Source organism: Streptomyces sp. NPDC088261, from assembly GCF_044740805.1.
Classification (GTDB): Bacteria; Actinomycetota; Actinomycetes; order Streptomycetales; family Streptomycetaceae; genus Streptomyces.
Window position 1 is genome coordinate 17,475 of the sequence record NZ_JBIURL010000011.1, and the last position, 19,880, is coordinate 37,354.

Genomic DNA, 19,880 nt, shown 5'->3' on the forward strand with positions numbered 1-19,880 from the left:
CGAGACGGGGGCGGCCGGACAACCCGTCAGACCTCTTCGACGCTGCTCGGCTCTCGCCGGGACAGGTCGATACCGAGCTCCTCCGCCGCGCGGAAGACGTCCTCGTCCGTGTCGCGCATCTCGATGGACATGCCGTCCGAGGACAGCACCTCCACGTTGAGGCAGAGCGACTGCATCTCCTTGATGAGCACCTTGAAGGACTCGGGGATGCCGGGCTCAGGGATGTTCTCGCCCTTGACGATGGCCTCGTAGACCTTCACGCGGCCGGTCACGTCGTCGGACTTGATCGTCAGCAGCTCCTGGAGGGCGTAGGCGGCGCCGTAAGCCTCCAGCGCCCACACCTCCATCTCACCGAAGCGCTGACCACCGAACTGGGCCTTACCACCCAGCGGCTGCTGGGTGATCATCGAGTACGGTCCGGTCGACCGGGCGTGCAGCTTGTCGTCGACCAGGTGGTGGAGCTTGAGGATGTACATGTAGCCGACCGAGATCGGCTCAGGGAACGGCTCGCCGGAGCGGCCGTCGAACATGTTCGCCTTGCCGGACGGCTGCACCATCCGGTTGCCGTCGCGGTTCGGGATCGTGGCCTCGAAGAGACCGGAGATCTCGTCCTCACGGGCACCGTCGAAGACCGGGGTGGCGACGTTGGTGCCGGCGGCGACGTCGTCGGCGCCGATGACCTTGAGCCGCTCCATCCACTCCTCGCTGCCCTCGACCTTCCATCCCTGGCTGGCGAGCCAGCCGAGGTGGATCTCGAGGACCTGTCCCGGGTTCATGCGGGACGGGACACCCAGCGGGTTGAGGATGATGTCGACCGGGGTGCCGTCCTCCAGGAACGGCATGTCCTCGATCGGCAGGATCTTCGAGATGACGCCCTTGTTGCCGTGACGGCCGGCGAGCTTGTCACCATCGGTGATCTTGCGCTTCTGCGCGACGTACACACGAACCAGCTGGTTCACGCCGGGCGGCAGTTCGTCGCCCTCCTCGCGGTCGAAGACGCGCACGCCGATGATCTTGCCGACCTCGCCGTGCGGCACCTTCAGCGAGGTGTCGCGCACCTCACGCGCCTTCTCACCGAAGATCGCGCGGAGCAGACGCTCTTCCGGGGTGAGCTCGGTCTCGCCCTTGGGCGTGACCTTGCCGACCAGGATGTCCCCGGCGACGACCTCGGCACCGATACGGATGATGCCGCGCTCGTCGAGGTCCGCGAGGACCTCTTCGGAGACGTTCGGGATGTCCCGGGTGATCTCCTCGGGGCCGAGCTTGGTGTCCCGGGCGTCGACCTCGTGCTCCTCGATGTGGATCGAGGAGAGGACGTCGTCCTGGACCAGCCGCTGGCTGAGGATGATCGCGTCTTCGTAGTTGTGGCCCTCCCACGGCATGAACGCCACGAGGAGGTTCTTGCCGAGCGCCATCTCACCCATCTGGGTGGCGGGCCCGTCCGCCAGGACCTGCTCCGCGACGACCCGGTCACCCTCGTTGACGACAACCTTCTGGTTGACCGAGGTGCCCTGGTTCGAGCGGGAGAACTTGGCGATGCGGTACGTGGTGTACGTGCCGTCGTCGTTGGCGACGGTGATGTAGTCCGCGGATACCTCCTGGACCACACCCTCCTTCTCCGCCTTGACGACGTCGCCGGCGTCCACCGCGCAGCGGTACTCCATGCCGGTGCCGACGAGCGGCGCCTCCGACGTGATCAGGGGCACGGCCTGGCGCATCATGTTCGCGCCCATGAGGGCGCGGTTGGCGTCGTCGTGCTCCAGGAACGGGATCATCGCGGTCGCGACCGACACCATCTGGCGCGGCGAGACGTCCATGTAGTCGACGTCGTCGCCGGGGATGTAGTCGACCTCGCCGCCACGACGGCGGACGAGGACGCGCGGCTCGGTGAACCGCATCTCCTCGGACAGCGTCGCGTTGGCCTGGGCGATGACGAAGCGGTCCTCCTCGTCGGCGGTCAGGTAGTCGACGTCGTCGGTGACGACACCGTCGACGACCTTGCGGTACGGGGTCTCGACGAACCCGAACGCGTTGACCCGGCCGTACGAGGCGAGCGAGCCGATCAGGCCGATGTTCGGGCCTTCCGGGGTCTCGATCGGACACATGCGCCCGTAGTGCGAGGGGTGCACGTCACGGACCTCGAAGCCGGCCCGCTCACGGGACAGACCGCCGGGGCCCAGCGCCGACAGGCGGCGCTTGTGGGTCAGACCCGACAGCGGGTTGTTCTGGTCCATGAACTGGGACAGCTGGCTGGTGCCGAAGAACTCCTTGATGGAGGCGACGACCGGCCGGATGTTGATCAGGGTCTGCGGCGTGATCGCCTCGACGTCCTGGGTCGTCATGCGCTCGCGCACGACGCGCTCCATCCTCGCCAGACCCGTACGGACCTGGTTCTGGATGAGCTCGCCCACGTTGCGCAGACGGCGGTTGCCGAAGTGGTCGATGTCGTCGGTCTCGACGACGATCGTGGTGCCGCTCTCGCCGACCGTCTCGGTCTCGCCCGCGTGGAGCTTCACCAGGTACTTGATGGTGGCGATGATGTCGTCGGTGGTGAGGACGCCCGCGTCCAGCGGCTCTTCCGCGCCGAGCTTCTTGTTCACCTTGTAGCGGCCGACCTTCGCGAGGTCGTAGCGCTTCGGGTTGAAGTAGAGGTTCTCCAGCAGCGTCTGGGCGGCCTCACGGGTGGGGGGCTCGCCGGGACGCAGCTTGCGGTAGATGTCGAGCAGCGCGTCGTCCTGGCCCTGGGTGTGGTCCTTCTCCAGGGTGGCGCGCATCGACTCGTACTCGCCGAACTCCTCCAGGATCTGCTCGGTCGTCCAGCCGAGAGCCTTGAGCAGGACGGTCACGGACTGCTTGCGCTTGCGGTCGATGCGGACACCGACCATGTCGCGCTTGTCGATCTCCATCTCCAGCCAGGCACCCCGGGACGGGATGATCTTGGAGGAGAAGATGTCCTTGTCGGACGTCTTGTCGATGTTGGAGTCGAAGTAGACACCCGGCGAGCGCACCAGCTGGGACACCACGACACGCTCGGTGCCGTTGATGACGAAGGTGCCCTTGTTGGTCATGAGCGGGAAGTCGCCCATGAAGACCGTCTGGGACTTGATCTCGCCGGTCTCGTTGTTGGTGAACTCGGCCGTGACGAAGAGCGGGGCCGCGAACGTGAAGTCGCGCTCCTTGCACTCGTCGATCGAGTTCTTGGGCGGCTCGAAGCGGTGGTCGCGGAAGGTCAGCGACATCGACCCGGAGAAGTCCTCGATCGGGGAGATCTCCTCGAAGATCTCCTCCAGACCTGACTTCCTGGGGACGTCCTGTCCGTTCTCGAGAGCCGTCTCGACACGAGCCTTCCAGGCGGCGTTGCCGAGGAGCCAGTCAAAGCTCTCGGTCTGCAGCGCGAGGAGGTTCGGAACCTCGAGAGGCTCCTTGATCTTTGCAAAGGAGATGCGCAGCGGGGCGGTGCTGGCGCCGTTGTTCATATTCGTGGTCGAGGCGTTGCGCGAGGCGGCCAAGAGGGGGTCCTTCCGAGGGCTCGGACTCACTACGCGCGTACCGGTCCCAAGCGGGACATCAGGACAGAAAGCCCAGTTCCGGGCCGTCGGTCACGATGTCCGTGCGAGGGGGTGCCCCTGGTGACGGGCAGGGAGCAGCTAACAGGCAGCGCAAAGGGTCAGTGTAGCCACTTGGCACACTGATGTCCAGAGCGGGTTTTTGGAGACCCTCGTTGTTCTCAACACCTTGTCTCTGCTGCGGCAAGCTTCGCGCCGTAGGCGCACATCGATACTGCCCTCTTCGCCGTCGATCCATGCCTCGGATCCGGATCGATTGTGACGACGCGTCCTGAGAATTGCGCGCTGCGTGCGGTTCGTCAAGGCCCCCCGCTCCCCGCGGAGCGTCACCGTCGTACGGAGGGCACGGCGATGATCACGATACTCGCCGCGGGCCGGACCGCACAGCATCCCCCCGTCAACGCGGAAGGGCGACCACCCGGATGGGTGATCGCCCTTCGCGTCAACGCCGCGCCTCGCGGCGCCGGGACCGCCTCCGTACGCCCACAGGCGCCCGGTGGAGGACCCGCGAGGAGTTACTTGACCTCGACGCCCGCGCCGGCGCCCTTGAGGGACTCGGCGGCCTTGTCGGCCTGCTCCTTGGAAACCTTCTCCAGGACGGGCTTCGGGGCGCCGTCCACGAGGTCCTTGGCTTCCTTCAGACCCAGCGAGGTCAGCTCACGCACGACCTTGATGACCTGGATCTTCTTCTCGCCGGCACCCGTGAGGATGACGTCGAACTCGTCCTGCTCGTCCTCGACCTCGGCGACGGCGCCCGGGCCCGCGGGGCCGGCGACGGCGACGGCCGCGGCGGCGGTGACGTCGAACTTCTCTTCGAAGGCCTTGACGAACTCGGAGAGCTCGATGAGGGTCAGGTTCTCGAACTGCTCAAGCAGCTCTGCCTGGGACAGCTTCGCCATGATGGCGTCCTTCCACTAATTCGGCTGGTGCCGTGTGTACAAGTTCCGCGGGCGAACCGGCCCGCTGTGACCGACCGAGCGTGATTACTCGGAGTCGGCCTCGACGGGGGCCGGCGTGCCGGCACCGTCCTGCTCTTCCTTCTTGACGCGAAGCGCTTCCGCGGTGCGGACGAACTTCGAGGGAAGCGCCTGGAAGAGGGAGGCAGCCTGCGACTGCTTGCCCTTCATGGCACCCGCCAGCTTGGAGAGCAGAACCTCGCGGGACTCGAGGTCCGCAAGCTTCTTGAACTCGTCCGCGGACAGCGCCTTGCCGTCAAGGACACCGCCCTTGATGACGAGATTCGGGTTGTCCTTGGCGAAGTCACGAAGACCCTTCGCCGACTCCACCGGGTCACCGGTGACGAAGGCAACCGCCGTCGGACCCGCGAACAGGTCGTCCAGCGTGTTGATCCCGGCCTCGTTGGCCGCGATCTTGGTCAGCGTGTTCTTCACCACGGCGTACTGGGCGTTCGCACCGAGGGAACGGCGCAGCTCCTTGAGCTGCGCCACGGTGAGACCCCGGTACTCGGTCAGCACGGCGGCGTTCGAGCTGCGGAACTTGTCCGTCAGCTCGGCCACCGCGGCAGCCTTGTCGGGCCTTGCCATGAGCGTCGGCCTCCTTCCGGGTGATGAGGACCGCTCAGAAGGGGCTTCGCAAAACGAAACGCCCCGGCGCAGGCGCCAGGGCGTAGCTCAACCGAATGGGATCCGGGAACTGTCCACAGTCACCTGCGCAGGTCGTCCGCAGCTAGCGGATCCTTCGGCCGCCGCACACTCTTACGAGCACACGACAACGACCAGCGGTCTTTGGCTTCTTCAGAAGAGTACGCGAGCGCGGCCACAGCAGGCAAATCCGCCCACGTGTACGGGCCACCCCCGCCGGAAAGAGCCGGTCCCCGCACCTCCGGGGAGGTACGGGCACCGGCTCTTATGTAGGGCATGCATACAAACATCCTGTACAGCATGCACACCGTCACGCGTCACGCGCGCGACCTGGCTTCCGTCGATGTCAGACGGCCGCCGGGTCCTCCTCGACGAGGAGGTTGCGGGTGCGGTTCGCGTCCAGCGGGATGCCGGGGCCCATCGTCGTCGCGAGGGTCGCCTTCTTGATGTAGCGGCCCTTCGCGGCGGACGGCTTCAGACGGAGGATCTCGTCCAGCGCCGCGGCGTAGTTCTCGACCAGCTGCGTCTCGTCGAACGACGTCTTGCCGATGATGAAGTGCAGGTTCGAGTGCTTGTCGACGCGGAACTCGATCTTGCCGCCCTTGATGTCGTTCACGGCCTTCGTGACATCAGGGGTGACCGTTCCGGTCTTGGGGTTGGGCATCAGACCACGCGGGCCGAGGACGCGGCCGAGGCGGCCGACCTTGCCCATGAGGTCCGGGGTGGCGACGACGGCGTCGAAGTCGAGGCGGCCCTTGGCGACCTCGTCGATGAGCTCGTCGGAGCCGACGATGTCGGCGCCCGCGGCGCGCGCCTGCTCTGCACGGTCACCGGTCGCGAAGACCAGGACCCGGGCGGTCTTGCCGGTGCCGTGCGGGAGGTTCACGGTGCCACGGACCATCTGGTCGGCCTTGCGGGGGTCGACGCCCAGCCGCATGGCCACCTCGACGGTGCCGTCGAACTTGGTGGTGGTGGTGTCCTTGGCGAGACGGACGGCCTCGAGCGGGGCGTAGTTGCGCTCCCGGTCGATCTTCGCGTCCGCGCCGCGGAGTGCCTTGCTGCGCTTCACTTCTGCTCCTGTGTTTCTTCAGGTGTGGAGTTCGTGGTCCGGACCGCGCAGGGTCCTGCCACTGGGGCTGCCCGGCTGGGTCAGCGCTCGACCGTGATGCCCATGGAACGGGCGGTGCCGGCGATGATCTTCTCGGCGGCTTCGAGGTCGTTGGCGTTCAGGTCGGGCATCTTCGTGGTGGCGATGTCGCGCACCTGGTCGCGCGTCAGCTTCGCGACCTTCTTGACGTGCGGCTCGCCGGAGCCCTTGTCCACGCCCGCGGCCTTGAGGATCAGCTTGGCGGCCGGCGGAGTCTTGGTGATGAAGGTGAAGGAACGGTCGTCGTAGACCGTGATCTCCACCGGCACGACCATGCCACGCTGCGACTCGGTCGCGGCGTTGTAGGCCTTGCAGAACTCCATGATGTTGACGCCGTGCTGACCCAGCGCGGGGCCGACCGGCGGAGCCGGGTTGGCCGCGCCGGCGTTGATCTGGAGCTTGATGAGCCCCGTGATCTTCTTCTTCTTGGGAGGCATTGCTCTCTCCGGGTCCTAGTGAGAGTTATCGGCCATCCGCCCAGTCATCCGGACGGAGGCATACCGCACAACGATAACGGGTATAGCTGCGCGGCCAAAACCGACAGGTCAGACAGCTGTCGGAGCCTGTCTGACCTGTCGGAAGCGGCTGTGCCAGAAGCGAGCGGGTGCGCTCGGTGAGCGGGTGGGCTCAGTTCTTCTGGATCTGGTCGAAGCTCAGCTCGACGGGGGTCTCGCGGCCGAAGATCTCGACCAGGCCCTTGACCTTCTTCGAGTCGGCGTTGATCTCGTTGATCGTGGCCTGGAGGGTCGCGAAGGGGCCGTCCGTGACGGTGACGGAGTCGCCGACCTCGAAGTCCAGCACCTGGACCTCGACCTTGCGGGACGGCGCCGGCTTGCCCTCGGCCTCGGCCGCCTCACGGGCCGCCTTCTCCTCGGCCTCCGGCGCGAGCATCTTCACGATCTCGTCCAGCGTCAGGGGGTACGGGTCGTAGGCGTTGCCCACGAAGCCGGTCACACCAGGCGTGTTCCGAACGACGCCCCAGGACTCGTTCGTCAGATCCATGCGCACCAGGACGTACCCGGGGAGCTTGTTCTGGCGAACGTTCTTCCGCTCGCCGTTCTTGATCTGGACGATCTCTTCCTCGGGGACCTCGGCCTGGTAGATGAACTCCTCGACGTTCAGCGAGACGGCGCGCTGTTCCAGGTTCGCCTTCACGCGCTTCTCGTAGCCCGCGTAGGTGTGGATCACGTACCACTCGCCGGGCAGGCCGCGCAGTTCCTCGCGGAGGGCCTCGACGGGGTCGACCGCGGCGACGGCCTCGGTGGGCGCGTCCTCGTCGGTGTCGGCGTCCTTGTCGTCGGCGTCCTCGGAAGCTTCCAGGTCCTCGGTCTCGGAGTCTTCCGAGTCCTCGGCGTCCTCGTCCTCGACAGTCAGCGCGGCCTCTTCGGCCGGCTCTCCGGCCGCCTCGTCAGCGGCTTCGGCCTGGTCTGGCTCGACAGCGTCCGCCGCCTCGACGATGCCGGTCTCGTCCTCCACGGACTCCACCGACTCCCGGGCGTCGTTCAGGTTCGGGTCAGACACTGTGGCTGCTTCTTCCTGGCTCAATGGGTGAAACACGCGAAAGGGGCGCCGCGTCGGGCGCCCTCGCGGGATCAGCCGAAGACGTACTTGATTGCTTGGTTGAAGCCGTAGTCAATCACGGTCACCAGACCGATCATGATGACAACGAAGACAATCACCACTGTGGTGTACGTCGTCAGCTGGTTGCGAGTCGGCCAGACGACCTTGCGCAGCTCGGCGACGATCTGGCGGTAGAAGAGCGCGAGACGGCCCAGAGGGCCCTTCTTGCCGCGCTTACCGCCCTTACGGGGCTTCTTCGACTCTGCGGTCTCTTCATCGTCGGCATCAGGCTTGTCGATGGAGCCCACGGCGTCCGTCACGCTCACTCACCTGATTCCGGGTCGTGGCCGTGCCGCGCCCGGAGGAGCCGCACGGCGATGCATAGATCGAAGTGTACTTACCTGAAACGCACACCATTGAACACGAAGACAGTGTGCGTGTAGCAGGGCCGGAGGGACTTGAACCCCCAACCGCTGGTTTTGGAGACCAGTGCTCTACCAATTGAGCTACGACCCTTTGCGCTTGCCCCAACCTACCGCATCCGGCCGGACGCGTTGAGTGTGCCGTCCGGACGTGGCTGATGAGGGCCAACGACCAGTGAGTGTACGTGGTCGGGGGCCCGACGTCGAACAGCTAAGCCCGGCTTCCTCCGGCCGCCCGCGGTCCCCGCCGCATGTCCGCTGCTCATCTCCTTGTATGTCCACCCTACGAAACCTGTGTGCCCAGGAGGTTTCGTGTCTGGGACCATGGGAGGCATGAGCGCAGCTATCCCCCCGACGATGCCGACCGAGCGCCGGGTCTCCGCCCGCATCGGCGCGATCTCCGAGTCCGCGACCCTCGCCGTCGACGCCAAGGCCAAGGCCCTCAAGGCCGCCGGCCGCCCGGTGATCGGCTTCGGTGCCGGCGAGCCCGACTTCCCGACGCCCGACTACATCGTCGAGGCCGCGGTGGAGGCGTGCCGCAACCCCAAGTACCACCGCTACACGCCGGCCGGGGGGCTTCCCGAGCTCAAGGCCGCCATCGCCGCGAAGACGCTCCGCGACTCCGGTTACGAGGTGGACCCGGCGCAGATCCTCGTCACCAACGGCGGCAAGCAGGCGATCTACGAAGCGTTCGCGGCGATCCTGGACCCGGGCGACGAGGTCATCGTCCCGGCCCCGTACTGGACGACGTACCCCGAGTCGATCCGCCTCGCCGGCGGGGTCCCGGTGGACGTCGTCGCCGACGAGACGACGGGCTACCGCGTCACGGTCGAGCAGCTGGAGGCCGCCCGTACGGAACGTACGAAGGTGGTGCTCTTCGTCTCGCCGTCCAACCCGACCGGTGCCGTCTACAGCCGCGAGGACACCGAGGCCGTCGGCCGCTGGGCCCTGGAGCACGGGCTGTGGGTGCTGACCGACGAGATCTACGAGCACCTCGTCTACGGAGACACCTCGTTCACCTCGCTCCCGGCCGTCGTGCCGGAGCTGCGGGACAAGTGCCTGGTCGTCAACGGGGTCGCCAAGACGTACGCGATGACCGGCTGGCGGGTGGGGTGGCTCGTGGGCCCCAAGGACGTCGTGAAGGCGGCGACGAACCTCCAGTCGCACGCCACGTCCAACGTGTCGAACGTGGCGCAGGTCGCGGCGATCGCCGCCCTCACCGGCGATCTGACGGCGGTCGCCGAGATGCGGGCCGCCTTCGACCGGCGGCGCCGGACGATCGTGCGGCTGCTCAACGAGATCGAGGGGGTCATCTGCCCGGAGCCCGAGGGCGCGTTCTACGTGTACCCGTCGGTGAAGGGCCTGCTGGGCAAGGAGATCCGCGGCGTCCGCCCGGCGTCCTCCGTCGAGCTGGCCGCGCTGATCCTCGACGAGGCCGAGGTCGCCGTCGTACCGGGTGAGGCGTTCGGTACGCCGGGCTACCTGCGGCTGTCGTACGCGCTCGGCGACCAGGACCTGGCGGAGGGCGTGGCCCGGATCCAGAAGCTGCTGGCGGAGGCCAGGGACTGAGCCCGGTGACCCCCGGGGACTGAGTTTTGCGTCACAGCCCGCGCGGTGCGCGCGCGGCGAGATCGGCCCCCGGCCCCGGCCGGGGGCCGTTTTTCGGTCCTTTTCCGGCAACCTCCCCCGCCGGTTTGATTCGCGCAGGCATTCGGGCAAGAACTCGTAGGGGGAAAAGGGCTGTCCGGGGGTGCCTCGATGCAGCAGGATCTTCGAATGGAGAGCACCACCCGACCGCGCGACCTGACGCTGCTGCCCAAGGCCCATCTGCACCTGCACTTCACCGGGTCGATGCGGCCCACGACCCTGCTCGATCTCGCCGACAAGTACGGCGTCCACCTCCCCGACGCGCTGACCGGTGGTGAACCGCCGAAGCTGCGGGCCACCGACGAGCGCGGTTGGTTCCGCTTCCAGCGGCTGTACGACATCGCCCGCTCCTGCCTCCGTACGGCGGAGGACATCCAGCGGCTGGTGCGCGAGGCGGCCGAGGAGGACGTGCGGGACGGCTCGGGCTGGCTGGAGATCCAGGTCGACCCCACCTCGTACGCCCCCCTGCTCGGCGGGCTGATCCCGGCCATGGAGATCATCCTGGACGCCGTGGACACCGCCTCCCGGGACACGGGGCTCGGCATGCGGGTGCTGGTGGCGGCGAACCGGATGAAACACCCCCTGGAGGCCAGGACGCTGGCGCGGCTCGCGGTGCGGTACGCGGACCGGGGCGTGGTCGGCTTCGGGCTGTCCAACGACGAGCGGCGCGGGCTGGCCAGGGACTTCGACCGCGCCTTCGCGATCGCCAGGGAGGGCGGGCTGCTGGCGGCGCCGCACGGCGGCGAGCTGACGGGCCCGGCGTCCGTACGGGACTGTCTGGACGACCTGCGGGCGGCCAGGATCGGGCACGGCGTACGGGCGGCGGAGGATCCCCGGCTGCTGCGCAGGCTCGCGGACCGGGGGGTGACCTGCGAGGTGTGCCCGGCGTCGAACGTGGCGCTGGGCGTGTACGAGAAGCCGGAGGACGTACCGCTGCGGACCCTGTTCGACGCGGGGGTGCCGATGGCGCTGGGGGCGGACGACCCGCTGCTGTTCGGGTCGCGGCTGGCGGCGCAGTACGAACTGGCGCGCGAGCACAACGGTTTTGACGACACCGAACTGGCCGAGCTGGCCCGCCAGTCGGTCCGGGGGTCGGCGGCGGACGCGCCGACGCAGGACAAGCTGCTGGCGGGGATCGACAGTTGGCTGGCGAGCTGAAGGCGTCCGGCCGGGCTACAGGCTGACGCCCACCGTCACCGGTTCGTTGACGAGCGTGATGCCGAAGGCGTCCCGTACCCCCGCCACCACCTCGCGCGCGAGGGCGAGCAGATCCTCCGTGGTCGCCCCGCCGCGGTTGGTGAGGGCGAGGGTGTGCTTGCCGGAGATGCGGGCCGGGCCCGTCCCGTACCCCTTGGTGAAGCCGGCCTTGTCGATCAGCCAGGCCGCCGAGGTCTTCCTGAGGCCCTCCCCCGCCGGGAAGGCGGGCGGGGTCACGTCGTCACCGAGGCGGGCCCGGGCGCGGGTGAGGAAGTCCTCGTACGCCTGCTCGGTCAGGATCGGGTTGGTGAAGAAGGAGCCCGCCGACCAGGTGTCGTGGTCCTCGGGGTCCAGCACCATGCCCTTGCCGGCCCGGAGCTTGAGGACGGTGTCGCGCGCGAGGGCGGCGGGCACGCGCTCGCCCGGCTCGACGCCGAGGGCGCGGGCCGTCTCGGCGTACTTGAGCGGGGCGGAGAGTCCGCCCGCGTCCTCCAGGACGAAGCGGACGCGCAGGACGACATAGCGCGCCGGGTCCTCCTTGAAGCGGCTGTGGCGGTACGAGAAGGCGCACTCGTCCTTGGTGAGGGTGACGGTCTCGCGGGCGGCGCGGTCGTAGGCGACCACGTCCGTGAGGGTGCTGGAGACCTCCTGGCCGTACGCGCCGACGTTCTGGATCGGGGTGGCGCCGGCCGATCCGGGGATCCCGGCGAGGCATTCGATCCCGGCGAGGCCCGCTTCGACGGTACGGGCGACGGCGTCGGTCCAGACCTCGCCGGCGGCCAGTTCGAGGGTGGTGCCGTCGAGGTGGAAGCCGGTGGTGGCGATGCGCAGGGCGGTGCCGTCGAAGCCCTTGTCGCCGATGACCAGGTTGCTGCCGCCGCCGATGACCAGGAGGGGCGTGCCCTCCTCGTCCGCCGCCCGTACGGCGTCGACGACGTCGGCGTCAGTGGTGGCCGTGAGGAGGCGGCGGGCGGGGCCGCCGAGGCGGAAGGTGGTCAGGGGGGCGAGGGGCGCGTCGTGGAGTTCCTGCACGGGACAAGAGTACGGTCCGCCGGCGGCCGGAGACCGGCTGCCGACGGACCGTACGGCGGGGCGTGGTGCGGTGGGGTGTTGTACGGCGGGGTGTGGCGCGGACCGTCCGGACGGGTTCAGACCGTCGCCGGCTCGCGCTCGTCCTTCGTGTCCTGCGGGCCGGTGGCCCGCTGGGCGTGGCGGGACGGGATGAGGAACGCGCACAGCGCTCCCAGGGCCACCACACCCGCGCCCATCCACAGGGCGGGCACCGTGCCGTCGGCGAAGGTCCGCGGGCTCTCGTAACCCCCCTGAGCGGCGAAGACCGCGCCGAGTATCGCGATGCCGAGCGCCCCGCCCACCTCGCGCAGGGCGTTGTTGGCGCCGGAGGCGATGCCCTGTTCCGCCGGGCGGACGCTGGACATCACCAGGCTGGCGGCGGGGGCGAAGTACAGGCCCATGCCGATGCCGCTGAGGATGAGAGCGGGCAGCTGGGCCCCGTACGACACGTCGGGGGCGATGACCGTCGCGAACCAGCCCAGGCCCACGGCCTGGAGGGCGAGTCCGGCGACGACGACGGGACGGCCGCCGACTCGGTCGGAGAGTATCCCGGCGAGCGGTGCGACCAGCAGGGGCATCCCGGTCCACGGGAGCATGCGCAGGCCGGCCTCGGTGGGCGAGTAGCCGGCGACGCTCTGGAGGAACTGGCTGAGCAGGAAGATCGAGCCGAACATACCGAGGAACATCAGGAGGCTCGCGGCGTTGATGCCGGAGAAGGCGCGGTCCTTGAACAGCCGCATCGGGAGCATCGCGTCCGGCCGGCGGATGCCGTGGCGGACGAAGGCGGCCAGCAGCGCGCAGCCCGCGATCAGGCCGATGAGGACGGTGGGGCTGGTCCAGCCGTCGGCGTTGGCGTTGACCAGGGCGTAGACGAGTCCGAAGAGTCCGCCGCTGATGAGGAGGGTGCCGGGGATGTCGAGGCGGGCGTCGGGGGCGGTGGACTCCTGGAGGCGCAGCCGGGCGAGCGGCAGCAGGGCGAGGCCGATCGGGACGTTCAGCCAGAAGATCCACTGCCAGGAGAGGTGCTCGGTGAGGGTGCCGCCGATGAGGGGACCGCTGGCGACGGCGAGGCCGGTGAGGGCGCCGAAGATGCCGAGGGCGGCGCCGCGCCGTTCGGCCGGGACGGCGGCGGTGAGCAGGGTGAGGGTGAGCGGCATCATGATCGCCGCGCCGACGCCCTGGACGGCACGGGCGGCGATCAGCGCGTCGATGCCGGGGGCGAGGGCCGCGGCGGCGGAGGCGCCGGTGAAGACCGTGAGGCCGATGAGGAAAAGCTTCCGGCGGCCGAAGCGGTCGCCGAGGGCCGCGCCGAACATCAGGAGGACGGCGAAGGTGAGCGTGTACGCGTTCACCGTCCACTCCAGATCCTCCAGCGCGCCGCCGAGGTCTTCGCGGATGGACGGGAGGGCGGTGGTGACGACGAGGTTGTCCAGGGCCGCCATGAAGCCGGCGACGCCGGTGATGATCAGGGCCCAGACGGCCCCGGGGCCGAGTGCCTGGGGCGGGTTGGCGGTTGGCTGGGTCATTTCTTTCCCCCTGCTGATTGGGCGTGGCGGATTGGGTATGGGCTGGTGGGGTGGTGGCTGATGGGGTGGTGACTGGTGGGCTGTGGACTGATTAGTAATTGATCACTAACTTTGACGGACAGGGGAAGGCCCCTTGATCCCGTGCGGGACCCTTCTACGGAATCCTTCGCGGACGGTTCACTCCCTGGGAAGGGCCGGCGGATCGTCCTTGACGCCCACCCAGAGCCGGTGCTCCGGCGGGAAGCCCAGCGAGACGAGCGTGTTGATGAGCATGCCGTGCGCCAGGAAGTCCTTCGTGCCGGCCTCGTCGCCGCCGAGCGTCCCGTGGATCGAGTCGTACAGCCTCGTCCAGCCGGCCCGGAGCGGCTCGCCGAAGGAGTGGTCGCCCGCGGCCTCGGCGGCCGCGACCGTCACGTACATCTGCATCTGCATGAGCAGCATTTCCGGGTCCTCGGCGATGAGTTCCACGTACGCGGCCCCCATGGCGTGCAGGGCGTCCTCGCCGGTCAGCCCCTCGGACGCCTGCCCGAAGAGCCGCGTGGTGTCGGCCAGGCAGCGCTCGGCCGCCGCGAGGAAGATGGCCTGCTTGTTCGGGAAGAGACGGAAGAGGTACGGCTGCGAGACGCCGACGCGGCGGGCGATCGTCTCGGTGGACGTGCCGTGGTAGCCGCTGCGGGAGAACTCGGTGACCGCGGCGCGGATCACGCTCTCCCGCCGCTCCTCTGCGCTCATCCTGACCATGCGACTAAGTTATTGATGAATAACTAACCTTGTCAAGCCCCGGTCGGCCCGGAGGCCTTCCGGCAAGAGGGGAGGGGTGCTCGCGCGTGCGAGCACCCCTCCCTGTCCTGTCGTACGGGCGTTCAGGCCAGGCGCACGACGGCGCGGGACATCCCCAGCACCTTCTGACCGGCGCTCGTGGCCGTCAGGTCGACCCGGACGCGGTTTTCGTCCAGCTTGGCGCCGACCTTGGCGCTCACCTCGACCAGCGCGCCCTGGTCGTCGTTGGGCACCACCACGGGCTTCGTGAAGCGCACGCCGTACTCGACGACGGCTCCCGGATCGCCCACCCAGTCGGTGACCACACGGACCGCCTCGGCCATGGTGAACATGCCGTGCGCGATGACGTCCGGCAGCCCGACCTCCTTGGCGAACTTCTCGTTCCAGTGGATCGGGTTGAAGTCCCCGGAGGCACCCGCGTACCGCACCAGCGTCGCCCGCGTGAGGGGGAAGCTCCCGGCCGGCAGCTCCGTACCGACCTCGACGTCGTCGTAACCGATCTTCGCGGCCATCCGCCTCACGCCCCTTCGGCGGCGCGCGCCACCAGCTTGGTCCACGCGGTCACGACGTGTTCGCCGGCCTCGTCGCGCACCTCACCGCGGACATCAATGATGTCGTTGCCCGCGAGGGACTTGATGGCCTCGATGGTCGACGTGACGGACAGCCGGTCACCCGCCCGGACGGGCCGGGAGTACGCGAACTTCTGGTCCCCGTGCACGACGCGGCTGTAGTCCAGCCCCAGCTGCGGATCGGCGATGACCTCGCCGGCCGCCTTGAACGTGATGGCGAACACAAAGGTCGGCGGGGCGATCACGTCGGTGTGCCCGAGCTCCTTGGCCGCCTCGGGATCGGTGTACGCCGGGTTGGTGTCCCCCACCGCCTCGGCGAACTCACGGATCTTCTCGCGGCCGACCTCGTAAGGCTCGGTGGGCGGATAGCTCCGCCCCACGAAGGACTGATCGAGCGCCATGGACTCGCTCCCTCCTGATGAATGTGACCACTACAAACGACACGAGGCCGCCCCCAGAGGGGACGGCCTCGCATACGAGCCTGTTTCAGCGCGTTTCGCGGTGCGCGGTGTGCGAGTTGCAGCGCGGGCAATGCTTCTTCATCTCAAGACGGTCCGGGTTGTTACGCCGGTTCTTCTTGGTGATGTAGTTCCGCTCCTTGCACTCCACGCAGGCCAGCGTGATCTTCGGGCGGACGTCGGTGGCAGCCACGTGAGTGCTCCTTGGACGGACGGTTTACGGATGAAAAGATGAACGCAGAAAAGAGTAGCCGATCGAAGGACCGACCCCACAATCGGCTACTTTGTGTAGCGGTGACCGGACTTGAACCGGTGACACAGCGATTATGAGCCGCTTGCTCTACCGTCTGAGCTACACCGCTTCGATGCCGGATCCCCTCGCCCGAGGGCGAGGATCACCGAACACCTGAGCCCCAATACGGAATCGAACCGTAGACCTTCTCCTTACCATGGAGACGCTCTACCGACTGAGCTATTGGGGCGAGCGATGAAGACATTACACGGTCCCTCGCCGATCGCCCAAATCCGTTTCGCGGCCCCTTCCGAGGCCCTGGTCCCCTGTGCCCCGTAGGCCACTGGTGGCCTCGCCGGTACGACTATTGCGCTCCTCCGCGAAGCCTGGCCGGGGCGCACCTAGGCTCGGTCCACTCTGCGTGATCCTGACCTCGGCGGAGACATCAATCACAGATCCCGACCCCTCTCCGCCCCCCTTTCGCTCTGCCCCTTCCGCCGCCCGTGGTGATCCCTCCAGGAGCGCGATGCCCGACAGTCACCCGCAGCCGCAGCCCCCGTCGCAGCCGTCCGACCGGGCCGGGGGCGGGCTCCTCCTTTCCGGCGCCCGGCTCCCCGACGGCCGGATCGTCGACGTGCGGCTGGGCGGCGGCCTGATCGAGGCCGTGGGTACGGCGGGCAGCCTCGCCACGCACGGCGCGCGCCTGGACCTGACGGGCCACCTGCTGCTGCCCGCCCCTGCGGAGCCGCACGCGCACAGCGACACGGCGCTGACGGCGGACGGGGCGAGCGCCGTGGACTCCCCCGCCGCGACCTCCCTTGCCGGTGCTTCTGCTCCCTCGTACTCCCCCGAGGACGTGCGGCGGCGGGCCACCGAGGCCGCTCTCCTCCAGCTCGGGCACGGCGCGACGGCCCTCCGTTCGCATGTACGGATCGGGGACGCGCAGGGTCTCGGCCGTCTGGAGGCGCTGCTCCAGGCGCGGCGTTCGCTGCGCGGCCTGGTCGAGGTGACCGCCGTCGCCGTACCCCGGCTGCTCACGGGGGTGGCGGGCGCCGACGGGCTGGCGATGCTGCGGGACGCGGTGAAGATGGGCGCCGGGGTGGTGGGCGGCTGCCCCGACCTCGATCCGGACCCGGCGGGGTACGTGGAGGCGGTGCTGGAGGTCGCCGCCGAGCACGGCTGCCCGGTGGACCTGCACACGGACGGCGCCGATCCGGCGCGGCTGGCCCGGCTCGCGGCGATGGCGGGCGGGCTGCGGCCGGGGGTGACGCTCGGGCCGTGCGCGGGGCTGGGCCTGCTGCCGGTGGAGGTGGCGGGACGGGCGGCCGACCAGCTGGCGGCGGCCGGGGTGACGGTGGTCTGCCTGCCGCAGGGGGCGTGCGGGGGCGTGGGGCAGGGGGAGATGGAGTGCGGGGGGAGGACGGGTACACGGGCGGGGACGCCGTTCGGGGGCGGCGGGGGCGGTGCGCCGTACGGGAGTGGCGGGTCGGGCGGGACGCCGTACGGGAGTGGCGGATCCGGTGGTACGCCGTACGGGAGTGGCGGGTGTGGCGGGACGGATCCGCGTGGTGTCGCGCCCGTCCGGCTGCTGCGGGCCGCCGGGGTGCGGGTGGCGGCCGGCAGCGGCGCCCTGCGTGACGTGTCCAATCCGGTCGGGCGCGGCGATCCGCTGGAGGCGGCGTACCTGCTCGCCTCCCGGGGCGGGCTGGCGGCGGAGGACGCGTACGACGCGGTGAGCACGGTGGCGCGGGCGGCGATGGGGCTGCCCGAGGTGCGGGTGGAGGCCGGGTTCCCGGCGGAGCTGCTGGCCGTACGGGGCGAGGGGATCGCGGGCGTGCTGTCCCTCGCGTACAGCAGGATCGTCGTGCACCGGGGGCGGATGGTGGCCCGTACGAGTGCGGTACGGGAGTACTGCGACTCCGAGGCGGCCGTCGCGCTCGAACTGCCGCGCCAGGGAGGGCCGGACGCGCGCCCGTGAGCGCGTTCGTGAGCGCGTCCGCGACCCAGCGGCTCCCCGCCGGCGGTGCTCCGGCCGGCTGCGTCCCTGAGCGGGACGGGCACGGCCGACGTACGGTCGGGAGCATGCGAATCGTCATCGCCGGAGGACACGGCCAGATCGCCCTCCGGCTGGAGCGGCTGCTCACCGCGCGATCACATGACGTCGCGGGCGTCATCCGCACACCGGAGCAGGCCGGTGATCTGCGGGCGGCGGGCGCCGAACCCGTGATCCTGGACCTGGAGTCGACCACGGTCGAGGAGGTCACCGAGGTGCTGAAGGGCGCCGACGCGGTCGTCTTCGCGGCGGGCGGCGGCGGCGACGGCAACCGGCAGCGCAAGGAGACCGTCGACAAGGGCGGCGCGATCCTCTTCGCGGACGCGGCCGAACGGGCCGGTGTGCGGCGCTACGTCGTCGTCTCGTACCTGGGCGCGGACGCCACCCACGAGGGCGACGAGGTCTTCGACCACTACCTGCGCGCCAAGGGACAGGCCGACGACTACGTGCGGTCCAGGACCGGGCTCGACTGGACGATCGTGCGCTCGGGCGCGATGAAGAACGAGGGCGGGACAGGTCTGGTCAGCCTGGCGGAGAGGACGGGGCGCGGCCCGGTCCAGCGCGACGACGTGGCGGCGGTCCTGGCGGAGCTGCTGGAGACGCCGGGGACGGCGGGCCTGACCCTGGAACTGATCGGTGGTACGACCCCGGTGAAGGAAGCGGTCGCGGCGGTGGCGGCGGCGAAGGGGTAGGTCTCGGCCCGGCGGGCCCGCCTACAAGCGGCCCCCGGTCGGCGGTCTCCGCCGGACGGGGGCCGTCCTGTACATCCGTGGGGCCGTGCTCAGCCGGCCGCCACGACGGCTGAGGTCGTGACCTTCGCTGCGGCTGCGCCTGCCACTGCGGCTGTGACCGCGACGCCGACCGCGACTGCGGTTGGGGCTGTGGCTGTCGCTGCGGCTGTCGCCTCGCCGAGCGGCAGCTCGGCTTCCGGGCTGGTGCGCGGCGCCGGAACGCCGTGCGCGGGAAGTCCGGGAATCCCGCGCGCGGGAAGGCCCTTCGCGGCAAGGCCGTGGGACGGGGCACCGTGGACCTCCGTGGCGGTCTCGGTGATCGCGAGCCGGCCGCCCAGCCGCGGGGCGGGGAGCGGGCCCGCGTCGCCGTGGAGCAGGAGTCGTACCGCCGCCCAGGGCAGGTTCACCCCGGCGAACGCCGTCTGGAAGATTCCCGCCGACGCCCGGGGGTTGGCCTCCAGCAGCACCGGTTCCCCGTTCCGCCGGCGCAGTTGCACGTTGGAGAGGTACGCGAGCTTGAAGTGGCCGACGAGGCGGCGGGCGATCGCGGTCGGCGCGGGGTCGTCGAGCAGGTACCGGTAGCGGCCCTGCTTGGACCTCGCGACGCCGGCGAGCAGGGTGCCGCCGGGGGTGGACAGGCAGTCGACGCTCACCTCGGGCCCGTCGAGGAAGGGCATGACGAGGAGTTCGGGAACGGTCTCCCCCTCGTCCGCCGCCCGTCGCAGGGCCTCGGCCACCGCGTCCACGGAGGCCAGCGGCGCGGGCGCGGCCAGCAGGTCCTTGAGGCGCAGGGGCCGGTCGTCCAGGATGCGGAACCCGAACGCCGAGTACTCACCGGCGGGTTTGACGCAGACCCTCTCCCCGGTGGCCGAGAGTTCCCCCACCGCTTCCCGGAAGCTCGCGGCGTCGGAGGCGACCCGCCAGGGCGGTACGGGGATGCCGGCCGCCCCGGCCTCCTCGTACGCCCGGCTCTTGCTGGTCAGCGCGTCGATCGCGGCGGGCGGCGAGCACATGAGGCGCGTGCCGCCCTGGGCGAAGACGTCGGTCAGCCCGGCGAGCGCGGCCAGGCGCCGGGGCGGGACGAGGACGTCTATCCCGTGCCGCCGGCAGAAGTCGAGGGCGAAGTCGGCGTAGGTGTCGTCGCTGACGTGGCGGGGCTCGACCTCGCCCACGTCGCAGGCCGAGAGCGCGGGCGCGTCCCGGTCGACATTGGTCCCGTAGATACGGACGTCAACGGCGTCCGGGTTGTCGCGCAGCATCCGCATCACCTGGGTCGTGGCCACCCCTGCGCTGCTGAGCCATATCCGTAGCGCTATCGCG

Annotated in this window: 18 protein-coding genes and 3 tRNA genes; 4 read left to right on the forward strand and 17 right to left on the reverse strand. The window is 69.6% G+C overall.

The window, feature by feature from the left end; genetic code table 11:
• Nucleotides 1-26: 26 nt before the first annotated feature.
• The 8 genes from rpoB to ACIODU_RS21680 all read right to left on the reverse strand — a co-directional run bounded on the left by rpoB (nucleotide 27) and on the right by ACIODU_RS21680 (nucleotide 8,390).
• Nucleotides 27-3,509 carry a DNA-directed RNA polymerase subunit beta gene (gene rpoB / locus ACIODU_RS21645; RefSeq protein WP_161308207.1) on the reverse strand — a complete coding sequence of 1,161 codons (3,483 nt, stop codon included), beginning with the start codon at nucleotides 3,507-3,509 and terminating at the stop codon, nucleotides 27-29.
• Between the two features lie 572 nt (nucleotides 3,510-4,081).
• Complete coding sequence (gene rplL / locus ACIODU_RS21650; RefSeq protein WP_356432803.1) at nucleotides 4,082-4,465, reverse strand: 50S ribosomal protein L7/L12; 384 nt, start codon at nucleotides 4,463-4,465, stop codon at nucleotides 4,082-4,084.
• Between the two features lie 84 nt (nucleotides 4,466-4,549).
• The gene (gene rplJ, locus ACIODU_RS21655) at nucleotides 4,550-5,110 is read right to left on the reverse strand and encodes a 50S ribosomal protein L10 (RefSeq protein ID WP_401769532.1); all 561 of its coding nucleotides are present in this window, start codon (nucleotides 5,108-5,110) and stop codon (nucleotides 4,550-4,552) included.
• A 403-nt stretch (nucleotides 5,111-5,513) separates the two neighbouring features.
• Nucleotides 5,514-6,236, reverse strand: coding sequence for a 50S ribosomal protein L1 (gene rplA / locus ACIODU_RS21660; protein WP_161309616.1), 723 nt, complete (start codon nucleotides 6,234-6,236; stop codon nucleotides 5,514-5,516).
• Between the two features lie 80 nt (nucleotides 6,237-6,316).
• Nucleotides 6,317-6,751, reverse strand: coding sequence for a 50S ribosomal protein L11 (gene rplK / locus ACIODU_RS21665; RefSeq protein WP_161309617.1), 435 nt, complete (start codon nucleotides 6,749-6,751; stop codon nucleotides 6,317-6,319).
• Nucleotides 6,752-6,941: 190 nt separating this feature from the next.
• Nucleotides 6,942-7,835 (reverse strand): transcription termination/antitermination protein NusG, encoded by an 894-nt coding sequence (nusG, locus tag ACIODU_RS21670; RefSeq protein ID WP_356425974.1) that lies wholly within the window; start codon nucleotides 7,833-7,835, stop codon nucleotides 6,942-6,944.
• A gap of 71 nt (nucleotides 7,836-7,906) precedes the next feature.
• Nucleotides 7,907-8,194: a preprotein translocase subunit SecE gene (gene secE, locus ACIODU_RS21675; RefSeq protein ID WP_356425971.1), complete on the reverse strand. Its 288-nt coding sequence runs from the start codon at nucleotides 8,192-8,194 to the stop codon at nucleotides 7,907-7,909.
• Nucleotides 8,195-8,317: 123 nt separating this feature from the next.
• Nucleotides 8,318-8,390, reverse strand: a tRNA-Trp gene (locus ACIODU_RS21680).
• A gap of 239 nt (nucleotides 8,391-8,629) precedes the next feature.
• Here ACIODU_RS21680 and ACIODU_RS21685 point away from each other — a divergent pair.
• Together ACIODU_RS21685 and ACIODU_RS21690 are read left to right on the forward strand one after the other, a co-directional pair.
• The gene (locus ACIODU_RS21685) at nucleotides 8,630-9,865 is read left to right on the forward strand and encodes a pyridoxal phosphate-dependent aminotransferase (protein WP_401769533.1); all 1,236 of its coding nucleotides are present in this window, start codon (nucleotides 8,630-8,632) and stop codon (nucleotides 9,863-9,865) included.
• A gap of 189 nt (nucleotides 9,866-10,054) precedes the next feature.
• Nucleotides 10,055-11,101, forward strand: a complete 1,047-nt coding sequence (locus tag ACIODU_RS21690; protein ID WP_356425965.1) for an adenosine deaminase — start codon at nucleotides 10,055-10,057, stop codon at nucleotides 11,099-11,101.
• A gap of 15 nt (nucleotides 11,102-11,116) precedes the next feature.
• On the opposite strand, the gene ACIODU_RS21695 is transcribed toward ACIODU_RS21690, so the two are convergent.
• The 8 genes from ACIODU_RS21695 to ACIODU_RS21730 all read right to left on the reverse strand — a co-directional run bounded on the left by ACIODU_RS21695 (nucleotide 11,117) and on the right by ACIODU_RS21730 (nucleotide 16,026).
• The gene (locus ACIODU_RS21695; protein WP_401769534.1) at nucleotides 11,117-12,172 is read right to left on the reverse strand and encodes a UDP-N-acetylmuramate dehydrogenase; all 1,056 of its coding nucleotides are present in this window, start codon (nucleotides 12,170-12,172) and stop codon (nucleotides 11,117-11,119) included.
• Nucleotides 12,173-12,288: 116 nt separating this feature from the next.
• Complete coding sequence (locus ACIODU_RS21700) at nucleotides 12,289-13,737, reverse strand: MFS transporter (RefSeq protein WP_401769535.1); 1,449 nt, start codon at nucleotides 13,735-13,737, stop codon at nucleotides 12,289-12,291.
• 177 nt (nucleotides 13,738-13,914) lie between these two features.
• Nucleotides 13,915-14,478 carry a TetR/AcrR family transcriptional regulator gene (locus ACIODU_RS21705; protein ID WP_401769536.1) on the reverse strand — a complete coding sequence of 188 codons (564 nt, stop codon included), beginning with the start codon at nucleotides 14,476-14,478 and terminating at the stop codon, nucleotides 13,915-13,917.
• A 122-nt stretch (nucleotides 14,479-14,600) separates the two neighbouring features.
• Nucleotides 14,601-15,029: a MaoC family dehydratase gene (locus ACIODU_RS21710; protein ID WP_401769537.1), complete on the reverse strand. Its 429-nt coding sequence runs from the start codon at nucleotides 15,027-15,029 to the stop codon at nucleotides 14,601-14,603.
• 5 nt (nucleotides 15,030-15,034) lie between these two features.
• Nucleotides 15,035-15,487, reverse strand: coding sequence for a MaoC family dehydratase N-terminal domain-containing protein (locus tag ACIODU_RS21715; RefSeq protein ID WP_356425950.1), 453 nt, complete (start codon nucleotides 15,485-15,487; stop codon nucleotides 15,035-15,037).
• Nucleotides 15,488-15,572: 85 nt separating this feature from the next.
• Nucleotides 15,573-15,737: a 50S ribosomal protein L33 gene (rpmG, locus tag ACIODU_RS21720; RefSeq protein ID WP_003956487.1), complete on the reverse strand. Its 165-nt coding sequence runs from the start codon at nucleotides 15,735-15,737 to the stop codon at nucleotides 15,573-15,575.
• 96 nt (nucleotides 15,738-15,833) lie between these two features.
• Nucleotides 15,834-15,906, reverse strand: a tRNA-Met gene (locus tag ACIODU_RS21725).
• 47 nt (nucleotides 15,907-15,953) lie between these two features.
• Nucleotides 15,954-16,026 (reverse strand) — tRNA-Thr (locus tag ACIODU_RS21730).
• Nucleotides 16,027-16,302: 276 nt separating this feature from the next.
• Between ACIODU_RS21730 and ACIODU_RS21735 the strand changes: the two genes are divergently transcribed.
• A complete protein-coding gene (locus ACIODU_RS21735; RefSeq protein ID WP_401769538.1) occupies nucleotides 16,303-17,754 on the forward strand; it encodes a hydrolase in 1,452 nt (483 codons plus the stop codon).
• A 104-nt stretch (nucleotides 17,755-17,858) separates the two neighbouring features.
• Complete coding sequence (locus ACIODU_RS21740; protein ID WP_401769539.1) at nucleotides 17,859-18,521, forward strand: SDR family oxidoreductase; 663 nt, start codon at nucleotides 17,859-17,861, stop codon at nucleotides 18,519-18,521.
• 89 nt (nucleotides 18,522-18,610) lie between these two features.
• On the opposite strand, the gene ACIODU_RS21745 is transcribed toward ACIODU_RS21740, so the two are convergent.
• The gene (locus tag ACIODU_RS21745) at nucleotides 18,611-19,843 is read right to left on the reverse strand and encodes an ATP-grasp domain-containing protein (protein ID WP_401769540.1); all 1,233 of its coding nucleotides are present in this window, start codon (nucleotides 19,841-19,843) and stop codon (nucleotides 18,611-18,613) included.
• Nucleotides 19,844-19,880 lie beyond the last annotated feature (37 nt).